Below are 20409 nucleotides of genomic sequence, written 5' to 3'. Positions count from 1 at the left end.
TCATGTATAAATAATGATTTCTTATTTTAATGATAGGCCTTCCAGCATGGGGGTTTCAAGAATGATGAAAACTAACTTTGTCACCCTGGTGACGACAAACCTATTGTTTCTCTGAATGGGGAAGATATTCCGGTGGTGGATCAAGAAAAAAGGGAACAGCATGGTACTGTTCCCTTTAAGCCGTTATTCCAGCTTCACCTTCACCGAATCGTCCAGGTATTTGGTGGTGCTGTAGCCGTCGATGACAAGCTCTGTCGGCACGACGTCATCACTGGAGCCATCGTTGTAAAAATCAATGGTTTGTTCCGTTTCAAAATAACGGGGCTGGTCCAGCTTCTCGTACTCATAGGAACCCGGCTCATACTTCTTGCCATCCTTGTCCATCAATATGCCATCCCCGCCACTGACTCCCATTGAGTAGTAATCTTCCTCTTCTTCCGCAGTCTTATAATATAAATAGTTTACACTTTCATACTCACGATCTTTCGGCAAGTCGTGTGTGAGGGTCACCTGTGTCGGGCTACCGATTTTGATGTCATCGATGGTGATCGTGTTACCGAGATACTCTATCGTATCCGGCAACTCTTTATTTACATCTAGTTCAATGACTTTTTGATCCTTTACAAAAAGATGAGCCGATCCAAATCGGATGGTCACCATCTTAGGATCATCAAAATAGAGAGTGTCAAAGGCCGTTTTAAAGGAATTCCATCCCTCATTATCAGAAGCTCCTCCATACATCATGCCCCCGAATTGATCCGCCTCCCATTTTTTATCTTTCGATTCAACCGACTCAAAGGTCATCATATCGATCCGACCATCCTTTTCTTGCTCCTGAAAGCTATATTCAAGAACTGTTGCAGTTGGCGCGATCGTCATTTGATCCAATCGGACCGGTATGCCTGCCACTTCCATCTTCTTATCCAGCTTATGGACACGGGATGGCTGCTTTTCGAATGGAATCTCAAAGCTCCAACCCCCTTCGGCAAATCTCATTTCCCCGCCGCCGATTAATTCGCCGGTTGAAGGATCTTCGTTTAATTGCATGAGTCGGACAATCTGTAATTTTATCGTCCCCTCGTCCACTGAGACCGGCTGGAGACTGATGGTTCCCCTATAGACATTTTTCTTATCATTATGTAGGTTTTCCTGATCCCGGGGAGGAGAATAGAAACTGGATTGCTCGTCCCTCTTCATGACATCGTATTCGTTTTCGATGATGACCCCTTCATAAGGGTTCATCATATAACGATTTTCCCCCTTCATGTCTTCTACTTCATAAAAGACGAGCGTCTGCACGTCATCCGCGACAACACTCTTGATCGTAACCTTTACACCGTCACTCTCCGACTCCAGGTCGAGACGTTCACCAAGATTGTGCTGGAGAATGGCCCGGAGCTGTTCATCATCCTCCGTGTAAGAATAGTAGAGACTAGCAAACCCACCGGTGATAAACCCTGTGACAATCAGGAGTACAAATACTCCCGCGAAGGAAAGGAGGATCGATTTCCGTTTCTTCCTCCGCTTCTGTCTCTGTGCTTCCCTTTGATCCAGTCTGTTTCTGACTCTCTCCATGACATCTGCCGGTAGATGGGTCTCTTCTGCCAATTCGGCAAGGGCGAGAGTCACTTCCTGAAATGAAGCGAGGTCTTCCTGACAATCCGTGCAATGATATATATGTATTTCAAAATCCACCTTTTCCGGTCGATCCATCGTTCTTCCTAAGTAATCCAGATAATGCTTCTGATACTTGTGGCAGCCTTCCACTTCAGGGTCCTTCCCCATCATTTCACGAAGCTTCCGTATGCCTCTGAACAAGCGGGACTTGACTTCATCTATCGAAATATCAAGAATATGGGCGGCGTTATCCTGGTCGCACCCTTTCATATAGACTAAGGCCACCGCTTCTTTGTCATCTGCACCCAGGTGATGAAATGGGTGAAAGGGATCATCATCTGAACTCACAGATGGTTCCGATACCTTTTGACATTCCTCCAGAAAAATCCTTGTAGCCGCAGCCGAATGAGCCTTCTTCCGTTTTCGCCCTTCCTCCTCCAGGCGGATAATCGAGCGGTAAAAAAGACCCTCCATTTCCTGATGATTCATATATACGCGAGCCAATGCATAGAACGAATGCCTATCCTCTTCGTACCGGGCAATGATCGATTCCATTTCCCGTTCATAGGTCCTGCTCACCGGTACAGTACCGGTTTCCAGTTTTGCCATAACCGTCTTCCCTCCTTCCTTTTTCCTACTCATAATTATTTCAAAATTCCCAATACTTCACAATGCTTTTCTTGAAAATTGATTGAGTCCTCTGGTATTCTACTTCGATTATACAAAAAGAAGGTCAGGATCACGTTAGATCCAGACCTCCTTCTTATTATTATAATCGATCGATTTCACCCAACTGGGATTGCATATCCAACTTCACCATCTCTTGTGCTTTAGAAAAGGTAAACACTTCATTCGATACCCAGTGATTATATAATTTAGCCAGGGCGTTCCGGTGATAGACCGTGCCTTTCACCTCTGTAAAGAAATAGATGATCAACAAATTGGTCACGTCGACTGGAAGGTTCTTCTTACGTTCTATCCCCTTCAACGAAAGGATATCTAATCCTCTTAAGGGACTGCCGATCACGGTTTCTGCCATGTGAAAATGATCAGCTGTCTGACAAAGTGCCACGAGATCCGGATTCAATTCTTCAAATTTCAAGTGAATTCCCCTTTATATCGTACATAGATAGTGAACGAAAGAACGTCGCACTTCAGGTCCTCTTAGATTGTAAGATTAACTACTATGTAGTATAACAAAAAAACGGCACAGGCAGACACTCCAATGTGTTAGTTTTTACTCAACCAAAACTCCATGACCTTTTCATTTGTGGAAGGATAGATCAACCTCTCCACCTGGAGCTCCGTCAGATAACACTCGGTGACCCAATCAGGCAGGTGGACACTCTTCTCCTTCCAAAGACGGGTTCGCTCCAGTGCATCCTCCACACTCATCTGCACCCATGTATCGGTGATCATATTCTCTCCATCACCGGATTCATCTTCCACCAATGGATGAAGGGAACGATTGTAGTATGGGATGCCATCACCAAAATGGCTTATGTTCCTCACCCATATGGTACTTTCCCTGGGAAGGAACCCAATCGTCCTCGTACCTGACGTTTGCATCGTATTCTCCTCCAGATAGCAGAAACAACCGTCCCAGTCACGGTCTGCCTCTTTCGGAAAGATAATTTCTGTTGTAAAAATCGTTTGACCGGTATGAAACAGATTATGAACGACACGGTTGATGAAACCCGGATCCTTCTCCTTATGTCTAGCAGGTGATTCACATGTGAATCCATTTTGATGAAAACGGATCATCTTGACGAATTGCATGTCGCCCCCTCCTTCTACGGTGAATTTTATTCAAGGGCATACCTTGCCAAATTCACTCTATAATGGAGGTAATTCCCTATATAAAATGACTTCAAACAAAGTATGAGTAAATTAAATAAAAAAAAGAGCGTTTTTATAAACGCACTTTATCTTTCAATCTACTATACTTGTTCGTTCAATGCACGTTCGAGAGTCGATGTGACCGAAACATTCTGAAATGAAATGCCCAACTGAATCGCCGTTTGGGCAATTTCCGGGCGAATTCCGGAAATGGTACTCTTCACTCCGATTAAATTCAGGCTTTCGATAATTTGAAATAGCTGGTGGGCAACCATTGTGTCTACCATTATGACCCCTGATAAATCAATAAAAAGATGCTCAACATTTTTATCGACACACTCAGCGAGGGTATTCTCAAGAATGTATCTGGCCCTTCCCGTATCGATGTCGCCGATCAAAGGCAGGACTCCGGTTTTTTTATTCAACAAGATGACTGGAGAACTCAATTCCCTGATCATTTCCTGCTGGGCATTCAACCTTCTTTGGGAATACTCGTAATTTTCTTCAGCAAATTTGGAGATAACAAGGCTGAAGGTTTTGATGATGATATTTCTTAATGACTCAAGTTCGTCAAGTGAATAATCATTGCCATACATACGAATAAACTCTTTTAATATATCTAGATATTGGTCCTGAGTCCTGAAAAACTCCCTAAGAATGAAATGTGTAGGGGTCTGCAAGTGTTCTTCATCCTTGGCAATCTCTTCGATCCATTGTTCAAAGTTGCATAGTGTATCCTGGTCCACATCTTTAAAAAGGTTACAGAATCGTTCGTGGAACGCATGGTTTTGTTCCTTCAATGTCTGGATCACTTTAAGATCTTGGGAGGCATATACGCCAGTGGGATCGCTTTTATCCAATGATTCGTACCAATTCTCCGTCAACTGCCACGTTCGTTCGCTCATAAATTCATAAAACTGTTCCGATACTTGCATATTCAACCTACTTTCTTTAAAGGATGTTCAATCGTTTAATAGTCCACTCTTAAATCATCATTTTTATCCTTATACGAGTAATGTACTATGTCCCACCTATAAAAGAAAGAAAAAAGTATGCTCAAAAGTCCGCTTCAATTTTATTAAGGCAAAGGACATGCCTTTTTAGGAGTTTTTTGGAAAGAAAGAACGACCTTTTACATTTTTTCTCAAAAACAAACGGTAATCCTTTGACGTTCACAAGACAGTAGATTTACCATTTAACGTGAACCCGTAACAGGGATCGTTATATAAATGCTTCAAAACCCATTTCATAGTTGAGCGCTCAACATGAATGTAATGAAAGAAAGAAGGCGTATGGAATATGTGTGGAATTGCAGGTTGGATTGATTGGTCCAAAGACCTTACGAATGAGGGACGGACCTTAAAGAATATGACCGATGCCATTGAGCACCGTGGACCGGATGCAGAGGGAAGTTGGCTGAAGGGTCATGCTGCACTCGGGCACCGCAGATTGATTGTCATCGATCCGGATGGCGGCAAGCAGCCCATGCTCTATCAAAACGAAAAAAACACCATTGCTTTAACGTACAACGGGGAACTTTATAACTATCTGGAGCTCCGGAAAGAGCTGACGGAGAAGAATCATCCATTTACAACGAACTCCGATACAGAGGTGCTTCTTCATGCGTATCTTGAATGGGGTGAAGACTGCGTCCGTCATTTCAACGGCATCTTTGCGTTCGGGATCTGGGATGAGGAAAAAGAAAAACTCATACTCGGTCGTGACCATTTGGGGGTAAAACCTTTATTTTATACGATAAAAGAGGACCAGATATTGTTCGGCTCCGAAATCAAAGCCTTACTTGCCCACCCTGACGTTCAGGCAGAAATTGATACAGAAGGATTATCTGAAGTATTCGGACTCGGTCCGATGAAGACACCTGGGAAAGCCATATTCAAAGATATATATGAAGTGCGTGCAGGCCATTATATGACCGTCACGAAAAATGATCGAGAAACCGTCCAATATTGGAAACTTGAAAGTAAAGAACATACGGATGATGTCGAGACGACCGTACGAACCATTCGCGGACTGCTGGAAGATACGGTCAAGAGACAGCTAATCGCAGATAAACCGCTTGTATCGATGCTCTCCGGCGGCCTCGATTCAAGTGGACTCACCGCGATTGCAGGAAAGGAGTTCAAGGAGGAAAACAAGGTGCTTCCAACCTACTCCATCGACTTCGTGAACAATGAAGAAAGCTTCAAGGAAGATTTCCTGAGGCGCGACCTTGATGAACCATGGGTAAAGCGGGTATCAGATCATGTAGGGACGGACCATACTTCGATTGTCTTTGATGCGGAGAAACTTGTGGATAATCTTCTCATCCCTATGCGTGCAAGGGACCTGCCGGGAGTCGGCGAAATCGAGACCTCCCTCTACCTTTTATTTAAGGAAATGAAAAAGGATGCCACCGTAGCATTGTCGGGGGAATCCGCAGATGAAGTGTTCTCCGGTTATCCGTGGTTCCACCAGGAGGAGTTCCTCGCTGCCGATGTGTTCCCGTGGCTCCTGAATATAGGAGGGATCGCCGGTGTCCTGAAGGAAGACTTGAAAGATAGGCTGAACATCAAGGAATATCAAAAGCAGCGCTATCAGGAAGCACTCGCTGAGCTACCCGTGTTAGAAGGCGAAAGCGATACTGAAGCAAAGCAAAGGCGGATGTCGTATATGTTCATCACCCGCTTCCTTCCGTTCATGCTTGACCGCAAAGACCGGGCGAGTATGATGACGGGCTTTGAAGTGCGTGTACCATTCTGTGATTACCGACTCGTCGAATATTTATGGAATATCCCGTTCGAGATGAAAAATATCGATGACATCGAAAAGGGCATCCTTCGCCGGGCATTCGAGGGATATCTACCCAATGATGTGCGGAATAGAAGAAAGAGTGCCTATCCTAGTACGAAGGATGATGCGTATCTCGCAGGAGTCCAGAAGTGGATGATCAATATATTGGATGATTCAACCTCCCCGATTCTCCAGTTGATCGATGTAGAAGCTGTCAGAAAGATTGCCGACGGAGAAAGCAGCCTTCCTGATTCTAGTGCAAAAGGTTTATTGGATTATTTAATCCAAGTGAATGGGTGGTTGAAAGAGTACAGCATAAAAGTGGCGATATAATCTGTAGGAGCCATGGGACAGGTCCCCCTGGCTCCTTTTTTGTTCATGGAAGCGGAAGCTGCGTCGAATTGTATAAGTATTTATCAATTTCCAGGGAAATAGTTGTAGAAGTATGTAAGATTATTGCCTATCGAATCTCCATCCAGGCTACTTGTAACAGAAATTGATTCATTTCCTGAAATTCATCCTCATTTATTTTTCTTGCCTATCCTCCCACCAAATGGAATAATATACCTATAACTAAGTGTATTTCCAAGGAGGAATGACCTATCCGCACTGCAACGGAAGTCGAACATTATTTCCACACTACTGAAATCAGCACGTTCACCATTAATGAAAACGAAGACACACTTGTGTTCAGCACGAACCTTAACGGGACCTTTAATCTTTGGGCCATGGATCTTCCCCACTTGTTCCCTTATCGGCTAACGACCATCAATCAAAATAGCAGTCTCATCCATATCCATCAAGATCAAATTGTTGCCACATTCGAGAAGGATGGGGATGAAAATCACCAATTGCACCATTTGCCTAAATCAGGCGGGACCCCAATCCCCTTCCATGAAGAGGAATCCGGTTCAACCTGTTATCACGCCTGTTTTACAGATCAGGAAATGTATTACTCTTCCAATCATGAAAACCCATTGTTGAACATTTACAAAACTGATATACAAACGGGCCATACCACCCTTATCCAACAAGGTGATCATGTTCCGATCGTTGTGGCGGCCGCCTCTTCCGACGGGTCTTATGTCTATACAGAAACGTACTCCAACACCCATGCCACTGCCTTTTACCAGACTGGCGATAGTAAAGTGCCCCTGGTACCGGATGTTCACACCGCTCATACAATCAAGGACATTTGCTTGACCAAGGAGTTTATCTATTTCACAACGAACTATGGAAAAGAATTTTCATATCTTGCTTCTTTTAACCTTTCAACCTATGAATTCCATCCTCTTTTTACATTGGATAAAGAAGAAATCACTTCGATCCGGTTCCATCAACAATCAAATAAGATCGTCATCACAGCGGAAAAAGGCGTAAGGGATCATCTATATATCTATGATTTGTCTACGGATGAGGGAGAGAGAATCGATACCCCCTGCGATGTTATCAAAAAAATAATAGTCACTAACAATGGAAACCTCTATGTGCTTGGAATTTCTGCTGACAAAACGGATACCATTTTCAAAAGGGAAGCGAACGGCTGCTGGACACAGGTGACGAATACCAAAGTACTTGGCGTGCCTGAAGGTAACATGATTAAGCCGGACATCGTCCACTACGAAAGCCATGATGGTCTGGAAATTGAAGCCCTGCTGTACAAACCGGAAAATCCCAATGGAATCACCATCCTCTGGCCGCATGGGGGACCTCAGAAAGCAGAGCGTATGATCTACAGACCTGTGCTCCAGTACCTCGTCCAAAGCGGCTACACCCTCTTCGCCCCCAACTTCCGGGGCAGTAAATGCTACGGGGCAACATTCGAGAAGATGGTGGAACAGAACTGGGGGGACGGACCTCGACACGACTGTGTCGCTGGAATGGAATGGCTCATACAAGAGGAGTTTGCTGAAAAGGGCAAAATCGTGGCGATGGGCGGAAGCTATGGCGGTTATATGAGTCTGCTTCTAGCAGGAAGACATCCCGAGTATTTCTGTGGGATTGTCGACATATTTGGCATATCGAATCTTTTAACTTTCCTAAATAATGTTCCGGCAAGTTGGAGAACCCTTATGGATCAAATGGTGGGAAATCCTGAAACAGACTATGAGAAGCTTGTAAGAGACTCACCTATTACCTATATCGACCATATGAATTCTCCGATGTTCATCATCCACGGGGAGAACGATCCGAGGGTGAAGACGGAGGAGTCGGAGCGAATCATAGATCATTTAAATCAAAGAGGGATCGATGTTAACTACTTAACATTTGACGATGAAGGACACGGATTCTCGAAGAAACAAAATGAAATGAAGGCATGTAGGGAAATTCGCGGCTTTTTGGATAGGATTACAAGCGATTCTAGAACTCCAATGGTCTAACAAAAAGGCGGTCAAATCATTGAAAAATATCAGCGTTTCACTAGTGATCATCTTATCTGCTCTACTCTTTATTGGATTAAGCCTTCCCTTCCTTCAGGGAAAGATTAAAATGACTCCCTCTATGGAATTCGTTTCCCTAAATCTTTTAAATCAAAAGAAGCATGGGTGAAAATCAATCGTTTTGGATCCAAACAATTGATTCTCTGGTCGGTTCCTTTGCTCATGTCAGGTATCCTATATCTAGTGATGGCTTCCATTTCAGAACTTTTCACCACCTTTCTAGTCTTTTTGCCATGTTCACTATTTTGCACCCTGTAGTGATTTCTTACATTTATTCTACTAAAATATAAGAAAGTTATTTGGGGAGTGCCTCCTCTTTTAGAGGTGGCACTCCCCAAACTATTCTTTAATGATAAAACTCAAACACTACACTTCCGACTATATTAGATAGAAAAGAGAACCATCCTGTTTTTCAAAGCATATAATGGAGGGATAAACTTTTTTCAAAAAGGAACGTGATAGATGTGAGAAAAAAAGCATCAAATGCTTCAAAACAAATCTTCCCGCCTGGCTGTCCAGGTCTTTTTCCACGGGGAATATGTACAAACCCCACCATTACACTGGATAAAGTGGGAACAATCAGTTGCGATGCCACGATTAGCGGAAAAGTAAGATGTGATCTTCGTCCTTTGCAGGGAGTGACGGTTAACCTTACCTCACCGTCTGATCTTTTAACATTTCAAAATCCTAACCCTGTAACCAATAGCAGGGGCGAATTCTCCACAACCGTCATTGTCGACCGTAATACCCCCGTCACGCCTAATGTCAGTATTACGGCAAGAGCCGTCGTTGTCGAAGAAACCATCACCGACACTATCACTGCAAGAGTGGAATGCCTCAATTGCTCCAATTTAATTGTCACCTCCCCTGAAGCGGTACAAGCTTTCGCATCCCAATTACAGGCTGTTACCTGCCCGGGCATCCCAATTGACGGCAGGGTGACCTGTCAAGGATTGCCGGTACCGAATGTCGAAATCGGATTTGAAGTGGATTCTCCTTCCGGTAAAGTCATCGTAACCCCAAACCCCACGCTTACGAATAATGATGGAGTATATGAAGCTACCATCCTGCCATTTCCAGGAGCACTTGAAATCGTAACCATCGTGACAACAGCTACAATCGGGGGAAATACATTCCGTTCAGAACCGGTAGAATACGAAATCAATTGTCCGGGTTGTGAAAATCTCTCAATCACATTGGACAGCCCCCCTCAAATCAGTTGCAATGGATTTCTGTCAGGCAGACTGACATGTGACGGGGAGCCTGTGGCTAATGTACCCGTTGCGCTTACAGGATCATCCGTATTGAATATTATTAACCCTAATCCCGTAACCAACGAGAACGGTGAATTCACTTCTCTAGTAACAATCAATTTTGATACAGAAGGACAGGAAGCAGACTATACGGCGTCGGCTACCTTTACGGGTATCGACGTTACGGCTTCCGGTAATGTGTTTGTCGACTGTGTTCGATGCAATAATCCATTATTAACATTAAATCAGCCATTGTCTCCAATCGGGTGCGACGGAGGGACCATCACCGGCCAATTCACCTGTAGTGGTGAACCGATCATCAATACTCCTGTCTTCTTCACGGTCATGTCTTCTGGTACCGTCACGGTGAATCCTAACCCTGCCATCACCAATGCGGATGGCATCTTTAACGCTACCATCCAGCCAGGCCTGAACGTGACAGAGACCATCACCATCCAGGCCTCCTCCATGTTCAGCGGAGAAGAAGTGACCTCGGAACCACGGAATGCCTCTGTGAACTGCGTTTGTGAGAACCCCGTCATCGAATTAGATAACCCTGGGCCGATCAGTTGCAGTGCAGTCATTACCGGCCGTGTCCTTTGCCAGGGACTTCCCGTACCGGGCGTAACCGTGAACTTGAGTAGTCCATTATTGAATTTCGAAACACCCAATCCCGTCACGGGGCCAGATGGATCCTACTCGAGTGTCGTTACGGTCCAGCCGATCACCCCGGTTCAAGAAGGTGTCCCTTATACGGCAGAAGCTGTCGTCTTCGGAATACCTGTATTTAATACGAACTTTGTACGCGCGGAATGTCTCGTGTGCGATGGACAGTCCCTCACCTTAATACCTCCCGCAGGTACAGTAGGCTGTGATGGAGCCCCATTATCAGGTAGAGTTCTGTGCGGAAATACACCAGCTCAAAATGTGGCGGTATTCTTCTCTGTCGATCCAAGTATTGCGTTTGTATCCCCAAACCCTGCCATCACGGATGCAAATGGAAATTATTCTGCCGTTATCACTCCAAATCAGGGGGCAATCGGACCAGTGGAGCTCACTGCTACAACAGCTGTAGCTGGAAACGGCATCACAGCAGGACCTTTCCAAGTTAACCTAAACTGTCCGGTCCCGCCACCTGAATGTCCATGCCGTTTCAGGTTAAATACTCAAGGCGGAGCACAGCCTGGTGCCCGTATACGTGTTGTACGATTTGATCACGTAGAGGATTATACGGGGCGGTTAAATATTACGGTCGTGCAATGTGGATCAGGTATTCAAGGAATTTGTAACCCTGCCGTCGACAATTTCAACTTTGTATTTAACGCCTCGAACGGTGACAACTTCCAATTCACCCAGGGCCGGAGAACCAGCATCTCCTGCGAGAATAATCTAACGACAGCCATCGTAGAGGGAACCATCAACGGCCGGATCAATAACGGTCCATCCCGATCTTTTGATGCCAAAATCACTGCTGTACTCAATAAAAACAATAATACGATTACGTGGACCATCTTCGCAACGGATAATACGACGACTACTTTTGAGACTCTGGTGCCATTTACCGCTCCAAGTGATCCAACATCGTTTATTATTGGATGTCCTTAACCTATAACTGGCAGCATTATTTGCTGCCAGTTTTTTGTCTTCAATTCATTTTTTCCTGTTGATAAAAAATATTTCTTGCTCTGAAACGCGTTTCATACCTTAGCATTAGATTCCAGAAGCTAAGCAATTGCTTTTCTTCTGATTGGCGTAACGCTTCAAAGGCGGCGTGACAATCTCCTTCAAAAGTGTTCATGAATGTGGACACTTTTTTTCATACTAGTATTATCCTTTCTAGCCATCTGCGTTTTCGTATCCGGATCATTCATCATGATGATGGCCAGCAGAAGTACCCCAGTATTCAGCAATAGTGCCACAAAGGAGTTGCAGTGAGGAAGAAACAGAAGAAATCCTGTATGTCGGAGTCGATTTCGTCAAAATTGGTGCGTCCATGATCATCATGAGCACGATCGGTGCGATCATCGATGTCACAATTTCGATTTCTTCCCCCATGAGGGAAATTGCCTATCACAATCCCGGTATCAGCCGAAAGGATTTATTCACATCGGGAATCAGGCTTGGGAGGGATATATTGGGGACAAGCGCCAATACGCTGTTCTTTGCTTTCTTCGGTGGCCACATGGGGCTCCTGATTTGGTTCAAGGACCTTTCCTACTCCATCGGGGACATCGTGAACTCCAAAGTATTCACCTCTGAAATGATCTTCAATGGCTCAGCAGGACTCGGAGTGGCCCTTGCAATCCCCGTAACCTCTGCCATCACAGCGTATTATCTGGTGAAGGCACGCCAAAGGGACAAATCCCCAGTCCATGACGAATCACCGATCGACAAATGAAAGGTCCGTCCCTCAGGCAGGGACGGACCTTTCATTTTACCCAAAAATGGATATCACTGGAATCCACTTGGGCAAATTGCTTATGATGGATGATAGAAACGATTGAAACCTCTGCTGTGCCCCATCCGTAAAAGTAGATAAGGAGAAACATGAATGGAGGAATACAATGGGTAAAATGAAGATCCACATTAATTGTCAAATCAACTTATCAGATGAATACGAGAACGAACCTGAAAAACTGCAGGAAGAGATCGATTTTATCCTGAACAAGTTCGGCGAAGTGGAAGAGTTCACCAAGGAACAGGATGAAAACACGCTAACCCTTAAAAGCCAATTGAAGGCACACGAACTGCAAGTGAACTTATTTGAAAAATGGGGAGAATGGGAATATGCACGGAATCTCTCCAGGGACATGAGGATGAATTTCATCGGATTTGGAGAAGTCGAGGAATGTAACAGCGGCGTGTTTGATTATGAAGCAACGAAGAAGACGTTCAAGAATCCTCTGAAGTCTTTGTTGTTTTTTGATAAATAGGAAGATGAAAACCCCGATTTTATAAAAGAATCGGGGTTTTTCCTATTACTTCATTTCATTTTCATATCTTTTGATTTTCATTTGAATTTTCTCAAGGTTTGCTTGCATATCCCTTATCTGCTGTTGGACGTTTTGTTCCTGGTCGAGCATCATGTCCAGGCGTGCAGGCAGGGTTTGATCTCCCTCCATCGTCCACTGGACAAATTCCTTGATCTTTTTGATCGGCATCCCCGTATTTTTCAGACAGAGGATCATTTCAAGGAACTTAAGGGAGCCTTCATCGAAAGTGCGGTCGCCATTTTCCGTCCTGTTAATAAAGGGTAACAACCCTTGCCGATCATAGTAATGCAGTTGCGATATCGTCATATTGTTCATCTTGGCCACTTGCCCAATTGAATAATCCATTCTGTACCTTCTCTCTACCAAGGAATAATCCCGTCGTTATTAAGGATTTTACCATGATAGTTTGTCTCACTCAAAGCGTATTTCACAATGACTTCTGCTCCTTGGGCCGTCGTTTTCCCGCCTGGGGCATTCCCGTTTAAATCAGTGGAAGTGAAACCAGGTGTGATACCCATGACTTCAGGACCCTCACTTCCCAGTTCTTTACTGAAGGATAATGTCAGTGAATTCACAGCCGTCTTGGAAGAATTATATCCGAGGATATTGAGGGGATGAACATCCCCATTGTCGAACATGGTCTGGGATGCCATATCCGTCGTAACGTTCACCATCTTACTTCCCTCCGCTTTTTTCAATAAGGGAAGATACGCTTGCATCATTTGAAATGTCCCAAAGAAGTTCACATCAAAAATGTCACGCAGCATTTCGACCTTCACTTCACTCGGTTGAATGTTGAAATCCAATGCGATTCCGGCATTATTGATCAGTAAGTCAAGGTGATCCGTCATTCCCTTAATAGTACGGACTGAGTCCTGAATGGATTGTGAACTGGAGATATCCAATTGAACAAATGTTACATTCGATTTACCAAGGGACTCCGCCGCTTTCTTCCCAAGCTCCTCGTTCCGTGCTCCTAAGAAAACTTCAAACCCATTCTCCGCCAGCTGTCGAACGACCTCATATCCAATTCCTTTATTCGCTCCTGTTACCAAAGCATATTTTGTCATATGTCTTTCCTCCATGTACTTCGTTTTGTTGTTCTAAATTCAGAATAAACCCTGAACCAAGGTTGAGGGCAAGAATATTTTTTTAATAAAATGTTTGAATATTCTATAAATGGTTAGTATAATAGAAAAAAGGTCAAGGAGCTGATTTTCATGAAGAAGTATTTGCTGAACTCACCACAGTCTGATGTAAATCACATGGATTCACTATTTGCAGAAATGATATTGGACGAGGCACTGCTGACATTTCGGAAAGAGCAAATCGCACAAGGGATTGACCAGGCATTATGTAACCGGAATAAAAAAGAATTCCTGCGGTTGACGGAGGAATTGAAGGAAATTCAGAGTGTGGGATAATTAAATATTACAATAATAATAAGAGGACCGTTCCCAACTGATTTGAAGTAGGGAATGGGTCCTCTTTTATGTTCTACTAATCGTTTTTTCTACTAAGTCTGACCTATATGATCTCACGACACATAATCAATTGTCGCACCGCCAATTTCCGCTTCCCTGCCAAACAACCGTGCGTACACACCTGTCTGATTCTGTAATAACTCCCCATGCTTCCCTTGCTCCGCGATCCGTCCATCCTCCAGGACGACGATTTGATCGGCGGACAGGACCGTGGATAAACGGTGAGAAACGATGATGATCGTTTGATTCTTTCCGGCGCGCAGCACCGCTTCGTTGATCTTCGTTTCCGTTATGGGATCAAGGGCGGAGCTTGCTTCATCCAGAATAAGAATGGGAGCATCTTTTAAAAGGGCCCTTGCAAGGGACAGACGCTGTTTCTGTCCTCCGGAAAGCAGGCTCCCCCTTTCACCGACCGAAGTATAGAGCCCTTCAGGCAATGTCTCGATCAATTCACCGAGCCCGCTGTCTTCGAGGGCTTTCAATAGCTCCTCATCCGTCGCATCCCGTTTCCCGATCCGCAGGTTATCAGCGAGTGTTCCACTCCTCAGCATGACATCCTGGGTGACAATGGCCATTTGCGAACGCAGCCACGCTGTGTCCCACTCCCTGATGTCCCTGCCATCCACTTCAATCCGCCCTACTCCCGTATCATAGAGCTTGAATAAGAGATCGACAATCGTGGATTTACCCGAGCCGCTTGGGCCGACCAATGCCCATTTTTCCCCGGCACCGATGGAAAAAGATACACCTTTTAATACATTTTCATCTATACCCGGATAAGAAAATGCGACGTCCTGAAGGCGGATGCTGCCGATTGCCCGCTCACCGGTGATGCCTTCTGACACCTCAGCTTCCGAAACTTCCTCGGCAAGCAAAACTTCCGACCGATCCAACGCCGGACCGGTCCGTCTGACAGAAAGCCAGTTTCTGAGCAGGCGCTGCATCTCATTCGCCGCAATGGTGACGAGTCCACCGGCTGTCAGCATCTGGCCACTTGTCAGTCCTTGATTCCAGATTAAGAGCGTACTGATCAAATAAACCAGTCCCAGGGCAAACCCGTTATAACTTGCAATGACCACGACCGATTGCATCCTCGCTTTCAGTTCTTTCACCGAGTGCTGCACGAAGCTGTCACGGATTGCGATTACGCTGTCCACTTCACTCTCCGACACACCCATGACCCTGGACAGATGGATCCCCGTCACGGATTCTCTCAATCGTTCAAGGTATCTCGAGGCTTCTTTCCTGGCATCCGCTGACGCCAATCGTGTCCTTGCCCCTACCATATTGGAGGTCCAATAGAAGATTACGCCAAGGACGACGCTTGTGATCATCAGATAAGGATGAATCCATAGGAGCACCAGACTGTAAATGAATACTCCCTGCACGCTTGCCATGAAAGTTGAGCCTTCCCACGCAAGGAAATTATGAAGCGTATCCGGATCATCCGACACCCTCGCAAGCACCTCTCCCGTGGAATTATGATGGTAAAAAGAATACGGGACGATCTGCAGATGGCGGAACAGACGAAGCTTCTGCCAATTCGTCACCGTCTTCGCCGTCTGGTGACAGAAATATTCGTCGATGACCATCATGACCAGATCCAGAACCGCTGAAAGGATCAAGAGCCACATCAGTCCCCAAAGCCAGTTATAATGTTCATTCGGAATGATCGTATCCACGAGCCAGCTTAAGGCAAGAGTCGGGATCAGTGCCGAAAACACCTGGCTGATCGCGATGACGACGGAATCCGCGATGACCCATTTTTTATAAGGACGGAGAAAGCTCAGCACTCTTCTACCGTCGCGATTCTTCTTCGCGCTCATCCGATCATCTCCCTCTCAAGCTCGCTGTACTGAGCTTTGTATAATTCATAGTATTTGCCTTGTTTCAAAAGCAGTTCTTCATGAGTGCCTTTTTCCGCCACAACTCCTCCATCGAGAAGAATGATGACATCGGCATTCCTTACGGTGACAAGACGGTGGGCGATGGTAATCGTGGTCCGTCCCGGAATCAGCTTTTCCAGGGAAGCCTGCACCCGCTCCTCCGTCTCTCCGTCAAGGGAAGAAGTCGCTTCATCAAAGATCAGGACAGGTGGCTGTCTGAGGATGGCACGAGCCATGGCCACCCTTTGCCTCTGACCGCCTGAAAGCTTCAATCCCCTCTCCCCGACGATGGTTTCATATCCTTCCTCCAGCGAAAGGATCAGCTCCTTCAACCCTGCGGCTTCAACAGCCTGATCCAGTTCTTCTGTCGTCGCATCGGGTTTTCCGTATAACAGATTCTGCCTTAAGGTACTATTCAATAAGAACGTCTCCTGGGATACGACCCCTACCTGCTGTCGGAAACTGTTCCGGTTATAATCAAATAAATTCTTGTCATCGATCATCACCGAACCCTGTTGCGGTTCATAGAGTCCTAACAATAGCTGGACAAGGGTGCTTTTCCCTCCGCCGCTCGTTCCGACGATCCCGATATGATTCCCCTGGTTGAGTGACAAAGAAACACCTTTTAACACCTGTTTATCCGTACCGGGATACGAAAACCATAGATTCTCCAAGTCTATTTTTCCTTTTACAGGACCAAAAGAGGGAAGCTTCTCTTCATGTTCTTCCGGCAGATCGAAATATTCATAAATCCGTTGCAGGGCAGGAATCGCCTGCTGTATTGTCAAGGCATGCTCTGCCATGGATCTTACCGGTAAAAACATGATGGGAATGAAGCTCAGGCAGGCAACGAGCGTACCGATGGTGATCGTTCCATCCCAGATCGCCCAGCCCCCGATCAGCATGACGACACCCGGTGCTGCGATATTAAAGAGATTCCCGAGGCGCCAGTTCACCTTTCCGATCAACGCTGCCCGGATCGAGAATTGCTTCCAATCACTCAGCTTCTTCTCCTGAGTGCCAATTTCTATATCCTGTGTCTGATAAGTCCTCACCAATCGAACACTTTCAATGCTTTCCTGCAGGTGCTGATACATATCCGCACTCATCTCCCGCTGGACCGCGCTCATCTTCCGCATTTTTTTACCCAAGGTGAAGGAAGGGATGATATAAATGGCATAAACCGCGAACATGACGATCGCAGCAGGCCAGAATAAAACAAACACGGTGGAAAAGGCAGCGACCGCTCCCACCACCTGCTGCAGGATACGGGGAACGACCGTATTGTTCAGGTTCTGAATCGATTCCACATCATGTGTCAGACGGAAGAGCATATCCCCCCTCGGCGTCTTCGAGAAAAACGACATCGGGGTCCGGTGCAGCTTTCTGAACGCCCGGATCTGCATATCTGTGATCACATCAAGACCGATCTTCACCTGCACGTATTCCTGCATCGTCTCGAATAGGGATTTACCGAGATACGCACCGAGAATCCCGCCTACTACCCAAACAAGAAAATTCAGATCCCCTCCGACAATGACGTCATCCACCAATCGCTTCACAAGAATTGACGGCACGATCGTAAAGAGACCGCCGATGACGGAAAACAGGAGTGCAACCATTAGCTTCCTCCAATAAGGCTTAAAATGGTTTAACGTTATTTTTAATAAGTTCATGTTGAACCCCCTCACAAAATTCTATTTTATACCAACGGAAGAAAATATTCACTATAATTTGAATACTGTATAAATTAAGTATATTCATCCTCTCCGTCCCTATCTTCGGTCGTTGGGGCGGATGGTTTCTACGACTTTTGGATGAAGAAAAAGCTGATCCCGTCTTGGCATGGGATCAGCTTTTCTCTATTCACTCTATGTAGCCACTCAGTTTCTTTCTGAGAATGTCGCCCCCTGTTACCCAATCCTGAAAGTTCACGTCCAGAACCTCTTTGCTACCGGCAATGGTTAAAAGGATTCTTGAATCAAGCGTACGTTCCCATAGGTAGCTCAGAATCTGGCGAGCCTATCGATAAATTTTAATTCAAAGATCTACAAGGTCCTCAAAATCCAATTGATAACTACGTCTATTTAGTGTAATATTACACTAAAGGAGTGATTTTTACATTGGATATCTTTTTCATGGTTTTAGTTGGCTTTCCGATTTTGTCCATCATTGCAGGAATTCTGGGATATTTCTTCTTTAGAAACCTCTTTGTCTCACCTATATTCGTCCTTCTATCTGCGCTTGTTGCCACGTTTACTGTTTTCAACGATTCGTTTCTGCTATGGGTTTTTGTGTATACCTGCTTAGCTTTTCTTTCTGGTTTAGGGATAAAAATCTTAAAAGAAAATAAGGGGGCAATATGAAAAGCTATCTTTCAGGAATGCTATTTAGTTTACTCTCATTACTTTCGTTTCTTTTCATTCGCATAGTTGACAGTTTATGGGGCTCTTTTGCTTGGTCACTCCTTCTCACGATTGTTGTATTTCTTTTCTATAAAAGGAAGAAAAATTGGGATAGAAAAGATATCATTGTGATTTCGTTCAGTACGGGTCTTTTCTATCTACTTTTTGCTTCTTTTGGTATCAGTCTATATCCACCCGAACCGATTAGAGATCTGGGTGATATCATCATGCCTTATCTGTATGCAGGTATGTTTGCGGTGTATACGATGATTGTGTTGTTTTTATCCGGAATAGTCTTTAACAAGCAGAGAAGTTGAAATCCCCCCACATGCAAAAAAGCTGAAGAGTTCACCCCTTCAGCTTTTTCTTCACTCTATTCATTTCACACCCTCAACCAGTTCACGCATAGAGTTCAACTGAGCTGTCAGCTCCAGGAACCACTCTTCGTCTCCCGTTTCGAGGGCCAGGTCGATCAGGTACTGGATCTGTTCTTTATTTTTGACATGTGTATCGGGAATTTTGTTTATTTGTCTGTTTAACAGGGGAAGGATTTTCCCTTCGATGGTTTTATTATCGCTGGTCACAATTTTCGCTTTAACAGCTTCTCCTTTGGTGTCCAGGTTCTCAATATAGCCGATGACCAGTTCTCCGGTAAGTAATTTCCCTTTGACCCAATCTCCAATTTTTAATAGTGTTTGCTCGTTTGACATTCCTTTTCACCTTCCAAACTGTAATGTTATTTGTTACATTTAGTCAAAAAGAAAGCCTTCTACGCTTTCTCCTGATGGATCATCTCGACGATGTCTTTAATCGTATAGTCCTTTAAGTAATCCCCCAGTTTTTCTTCTGCACCGAGGAAGATCTGGAACAGGACATTCTTCATATTGGCGCCGACGAGACACTTATCATTGGTAGCGGTGCATTTTGGCTGAAGGGCGCCCTCTGATGTGATTTTATAAATATCCCACAGATTAATGTCGCTCAGGTCCATGGCAAAGATGAATCCGCCGCCTGTCCCTTCTTTAGACGCAATGAATCCCTGCTTTTTCAGAAGACTGAGGACTTTACGGATCCGGACCGGATGAACCCCTGCACTTTCCGAGATCGCATCGCTTGTCGACATGCGGTCCGTCTGCAGTGCCAGATACGTCAAACTATGGATGGCTAAGGTAAAGTCGCTATTCATGGACTGCCTCCTTCCCGGATGTTACTGTAATGGTAACTTTTACAGTTCACACTGTCAAGAATCCGGTTTCCCGGTTAATTGGCCAGCTTTTGCAACTCACTGTATTCGAAGTTACGCACTTTCCTTGGGAGAAAGCTGCGAATTTCTTCGTCGTTATATCCAATCTGCAATCTTTTTTCATCCAGCATGATCGGCCGTTTCAATATGAGTGGATTTTCCCTGATTAGTTTATATAAATCCTGGAGTGGCAACGAATCAATGTCTACTTTCAACTCCTGGTACGCCTTTGATTGTTTAGAAATGATGTCCTCTGTGCCATTTTCCGTCAGGCGGAGGATTGACTTGATTTCATCAGGCGTCAATGGTTCTGTCAGCATGTTGCGTTCTACGAATTCAATGGAATGTTCCTCAAGCCACGCTCTCGCTTTGCGGCAGGACGTACAGCTTGGTGTCAGAAATAGATTGACCATGTTTTTACACACTCCTTGTTAAATGTAATAAAAAAAGTAACAGTT

At 45.0% G+C, this 20409-nt stretch carries 19 protein-coding genes and 1 pseudogene; 9 read left to right on the top strand and 11 right to left on the bottom strand.

The genetic code is table 11. The annotated features are described in order from the left end of the window. Window positions 1-183 precede the first annotated feature (183 nt). The 4 genes from M1J35_RS08025 to M1J35_RS08010 all read right to left on the bottom strand — a co-directional run bounded on the left by M1J35_RS08025 (window position 184) and on the right by M1J35_RS08010 (window position 4361). Window positions 184-2226, bottom strand: a complete 2043-nt coding sequence (locus tag M1J35_RS08025) for a DUF4179 domain-containing protein (protein WP_254653335.1) — start codon at window positions 2224-2226, stop codon at window positions 184-186. 160 nt (window positions 2227-2386) lie between these two features. Then, a complete protein-coding gene (locus M1J35_RS08020) occupies window positions 2387-2719 on the bottom strand; it encodes a hypothetical protein (protein WP_051758405.1) in 333 nt (110 codons plus the stop codon). A 128-nt stretch (window positions 2720-2847) separates the two neighbouring features. Next, complete coding sequence (locus tag M1J35_RS08015) at window positions 2848-3396, bottom strand: hypothetical protein (protein ID WP_254653334.1); 549 nt, start codon at window positions 3394-3396, stop codon at window positions 2848-2850. 161 nt (window positions 3397-3557) lie between these two features. Next, entirely contained in the window at window positions 3558-4361 is an 804-nt protein-coding gene (locus M1J35_RS08010; protein ID WP_254653333.1) for an STAS domain-containing protein, read from the bottom strand. Window positions 4362-4755: 394 nt separating this feature from the next. On the opposite strand from M1J35_RS08010, the gene asnB reads away from it, so the two are divergent. From asnB to M1J35_RS07985, 6 genes and pseudogenes are all read left to right on the top strand, one after another. Next, the gene (gene asnB, locus M1J35_RS08005) at window positions 4756-6579 is read left to right on the top strand and encodes an asparagine synthase (glutamine-hydrolyzing) (protein ID WP_254653332.1); all 1824 of its coding nucleotides are present in this window, start codon (window positions 4756-4758) and stop codon (window positions 6577-6579) included. 353 nt (window positions 6580-6932) lie between these two features. Then, complete coding sequence (locus tag M1J35_RS08000) at window positions 6933-8627, top strand: S9 family peptidase (protein WP_254653331.1); 1695 nt, start codon at window positions 6933-6935, stop codon at window positions 8625-8627. 165 nt (window positions 8628-8792) lie between these two features. After that, on the top strand, window positions 8793-8945 hold the full coding sequence (locus tag M1J35_RS22830; RefSeq protein WP_371928718.1) for a hypothetical protein: 153 nt from the start codon (window positions 8793-8795) through the stop codon (window positions 8943-8945). Window positions 8946-9151: 206 nt separating this feature from the next. Beyond that, a complete protein-coding gene (locus M1J35_RS07995; RefSeq protein WP_254653330.1) occupies window positions 9152-11545 on the top strand; it encodes a transthyretin-like family protein in 2394 nt (797 codons plus the stop codon). A gap of 328 nt (window positions 11546-11873) precedes the next feature. Further along, window positions 11874-12338 (top strand): annotated as a pseudogene (locus tag M1J35_RS07990) (YibE/F family protein); the annotation flags it as partial. A gap of 166 nt (window positions 12339-12504) precedes the next feature. Then, complete coding sequence (locus M1J35_RS07985; RefSeq protein ID WP_254653329.1) at window positions 12505-12873, top strand: hypothetical protein; 369 nt, start codon at window positions 12505-12507, stop codon at window positions 12871-12873. A gap of 45 nt (window positions 12874-12918) precedes the next feature. Here M1J35_RS07985 and M1J35_RS07980 read toward each other — a convergent pair whose 3' ends face one another. Both M1J35_RS07980 and M1J35_RS07975 read right to left on the bottom strand, forming a co-directional pair. Beyond that, window positions 12919-13278 (bottom strand): MerR family transcriptional regulator, encoded by a 360-nt coding sequence (locus tag M1J35_RS07980; RefSeq protein WP_254653328.1) that lies wholly within the window; start codon window positions 13276-13278, stop codon window positions 12919-12921. Window positions 13279-13292: 14 nt separating this feature from the next. Further along, a complete protein-coding gene (locus M1J35_RS07975; RefSeq protein ID WP_254653327.1) occupies window positions 13293-14003 on the bottom strand; it encodes an SDR family NAD(P)-dependent oxidoreductase in 711 nt (236 codons plus the stop codon). A 150-nt stretch (window positions 14004-14153) separates the two neighbouring features. Between M1J35_RS07975 and M1J35_RS07970 the strand changes: the two genes are divergently transcribed. Then, entirely contained in the window at window positions 14154-14357 is a 204-nt protein-coding gene (locus tag M1J35_RS07970; RefSeq protein ID WP_061810063.1) for an IDEAL domain-containing protein, read from the top strand. Between the two features lie 113 nt (window positions 14358-14470). Here the strand turns inward: M1J35_RS07970 and M1J35_RS07965 are convergent, their stop codons facing one another. Together M1J35_RS07965 and M1J35_RS07960 are read right to left on the bottom strand one after the other, a co-directional pair. Further along, window positions 14471-16243, bottom strand: a complete 1773-nt coding sequence (locus tag M1J35_RS07965; RefSeq protein ID WP_254653326.1) for an ABC transporter ATP-binding protein — start codon at window positions 16241-16243, stop codon at window positions 14471-14473. Beyond that, complete coding sequence (locus M1J35_RS07960) at window positions 16240-17979, bottom strand: ABC transporter ATP-binding protein (protein WP_254653325.1); 1740 nt, start codon at window positions 17977-17979, stop codon at window positions 16240-16242. The genes M1J35_RS07965 and M1J35_RS07960 overlap by 4 nt, the downstream gene beginning before the upstream one ends. Before the next feature lie 462 nt (window positions 17980-18441). Between M1J35_RS07960 and M1J35_RS22825 the strand changes: the two genes are divergently transcribed. Then, window positions 18442-18669 carry a DUF2651 family protein gene (locus tag M1J35_RS22825; protein WP_371928716.1) on the top strand — a complete coding sequence of 76 codons (228 nt, stop codon included), beginning with the start codon at window positions 18442-18444 and terminating at the stop codon, window positions 18667-18669. After that, complete coding sequence (locus tag M1J35_RS07950) at window positions 18666-19025, top strand: hypothetical protein (RefSeq protein ID WP_254653323.1); 360 nt, start codon at window positions 18666-18668, stop codon at window positions 19023-19025. Before M1J35_RS22825 ends, M1J35_RS07950 begins: the two co-directional genes overlap by 4 nt. Before the next feature lie 60 nt (window positions 19026-19085). Here M1J35_RS07950 and M1J35_RS07945 read toward each other — a convergent pair whose 3' ends face one another. The 3 genes from M1J35_RS07945 to spxA form a co-directional block, all read right to left on the bottom strand. Beyond that, window positions 19086-19418: an IDEAL domain-containing protein gene (locus M1J35_RS07945; RefSeq protein WP_079531264.1), complete on the bottom strand. Its 333-nt coding sequence runs from the start codon at window positions 19416-19418 to the stop codon at window positions 19086-19088. Between the two features lie 59 nt (window positions 19419-19477). After that, complete coding sequence (locus M1J35_RS07940; RefSeq protein WP_034762217.1) at window positions 19478-19894, bottom strand: RrF2 family transcriptional regulator; 417 nt, start codon at window positions 19892-19894, stop codon at window positions 19478-19480. Between the two features lie 74 nt (window positions 19895-19968). Then, window positions 19969-20364, bottom strand: coding sequence for a transcriptional regulator SpxA (gene spxA / locus M1J35_RS07935; RefSeq protein ID WP_034762215.1), 396 nt, complete (start codon window positions 20362-20364; stop codon window positions 19969-19971). Between the last annotated feature and the right edge of the window lie 45 nt (window positions 20365-20409).

The organism is Rossellomorea sp. KS-H15a (assembly GCF_024195245.1).
Lineage (GTDB): Bacteria > Bacillota > Bacilli > Bacillales > Bacillaceae_B > Rossellomorea > Rossellomorea vietnamensis.
The sequence above is the reverse complement of the archived record's forward strand: the minus strand, read 5'-3'. Positions and strand labels throughout refer to the sequence as shown.

Bases quoted from the DNA above. Each gene is read 5' to 3' on its own strand.
- M1J35_RS08025 (WP_254653335.1), bottom strand. From the start codon at position 2,226: ATGGCAAAACTGGAAACCGGTACTGTACCGGTGAGCAGGACCTATGAA.
- M1J35_RS08015 (WP_254653334.1), bottom strand. From the start codon at position 3,396: ATGCAATTCGTCAAGATGATCCGTTTTCATCAAAATGGATTCACATGT.
- M1J35_RS08010 (WP_254653333.1), bottom strand. From the start codon at position 4,361: ATGAGCGAACGAACGTGGCAGTTGACGGAGAATTGGTACGAATCATTG.
- asnB (WP_254653332.1), top strand. From the start codon at position 4,756: ATGTGTGGAATTGCAGGTTGGATTGATTGGTCCAAAGACCTTACGAAT.
- M1J35_RS07985 (WP_254653329.1), top strand. From the start codon at position 12,505: ATGGGTAAAATGAAGATCCACATTAATTGTCAAATCAACTTATCAGAT.
- M1J35_RS07980 (WP_254653328.1), bottom strand. From the start codon at position 13,278: ATGGATTATTCAATTGGGCAAGTGGCCAAGATGAACAATATGACGATA.
- M1J35_RS07975 (WP_254653327.1), bottom strand. From the start codon at position 14,003: ATGACAAAATATGCTTTGGTAACAGGAGCGAATAAAGGAATTGGATAT.
- M1J35_RS07970 (WP_061810063.1), top strand. From the start codon at position 14,154: ATGAAGAAGTATTTGCTGAACTCACCACAGTCTGATGTAAATCACATG.
- M1J35_RS07965 (WP_254653326.1), bottom strand. From the start codon at position 16,243: ATGAGCGCGAAGAAGAATCGCGACGGTAGAAGAGTGCTGAGCTTTCTC.
- M1J35_RS07960 (WP_254653325.1), bottom strand. From the start codon at position 17,979: ATGAACTTATTAAAAATAACGTTAAACCATTTTAAGCCTTATTGGAGG.
- M1J35_RS22825 (WP_371928716.1), top strand. From the start codon at position 18,442: ATGGTTTTAGTTGGCTTTCCGATTTTGTCCATCATTGCAGGAATTCTG.
- M1J35_RS07950 (WP_254653323.1), top strand. From the start codon at position 18,666: ATGAAAAGCTATCTTTCAGGAATGCTATTTAGTTTACTCTCATTACTT.
- M1J35_RS07945 (WP_079531264.1), bottom strand. From the start codon at position 19,418: ATGTCAAACGAGCAAACACTATTAAAAATTGGAGATTGGGTCAAAGGG.
- M1J35_RS07940 (WP_034762217.1), bottom strand. From the start codon at position 19,894: ATGAATAGCGACTTTACCTTAGCCATCCATAGTTTGACGTATCTGGCA.
- spxA (WP_034762215.1), bottom strand. From the start codon at position 20,364: ATGGTCAATCTATTTCTGACACCAAGCTGTACGTCCTGCCGCAAAGCG.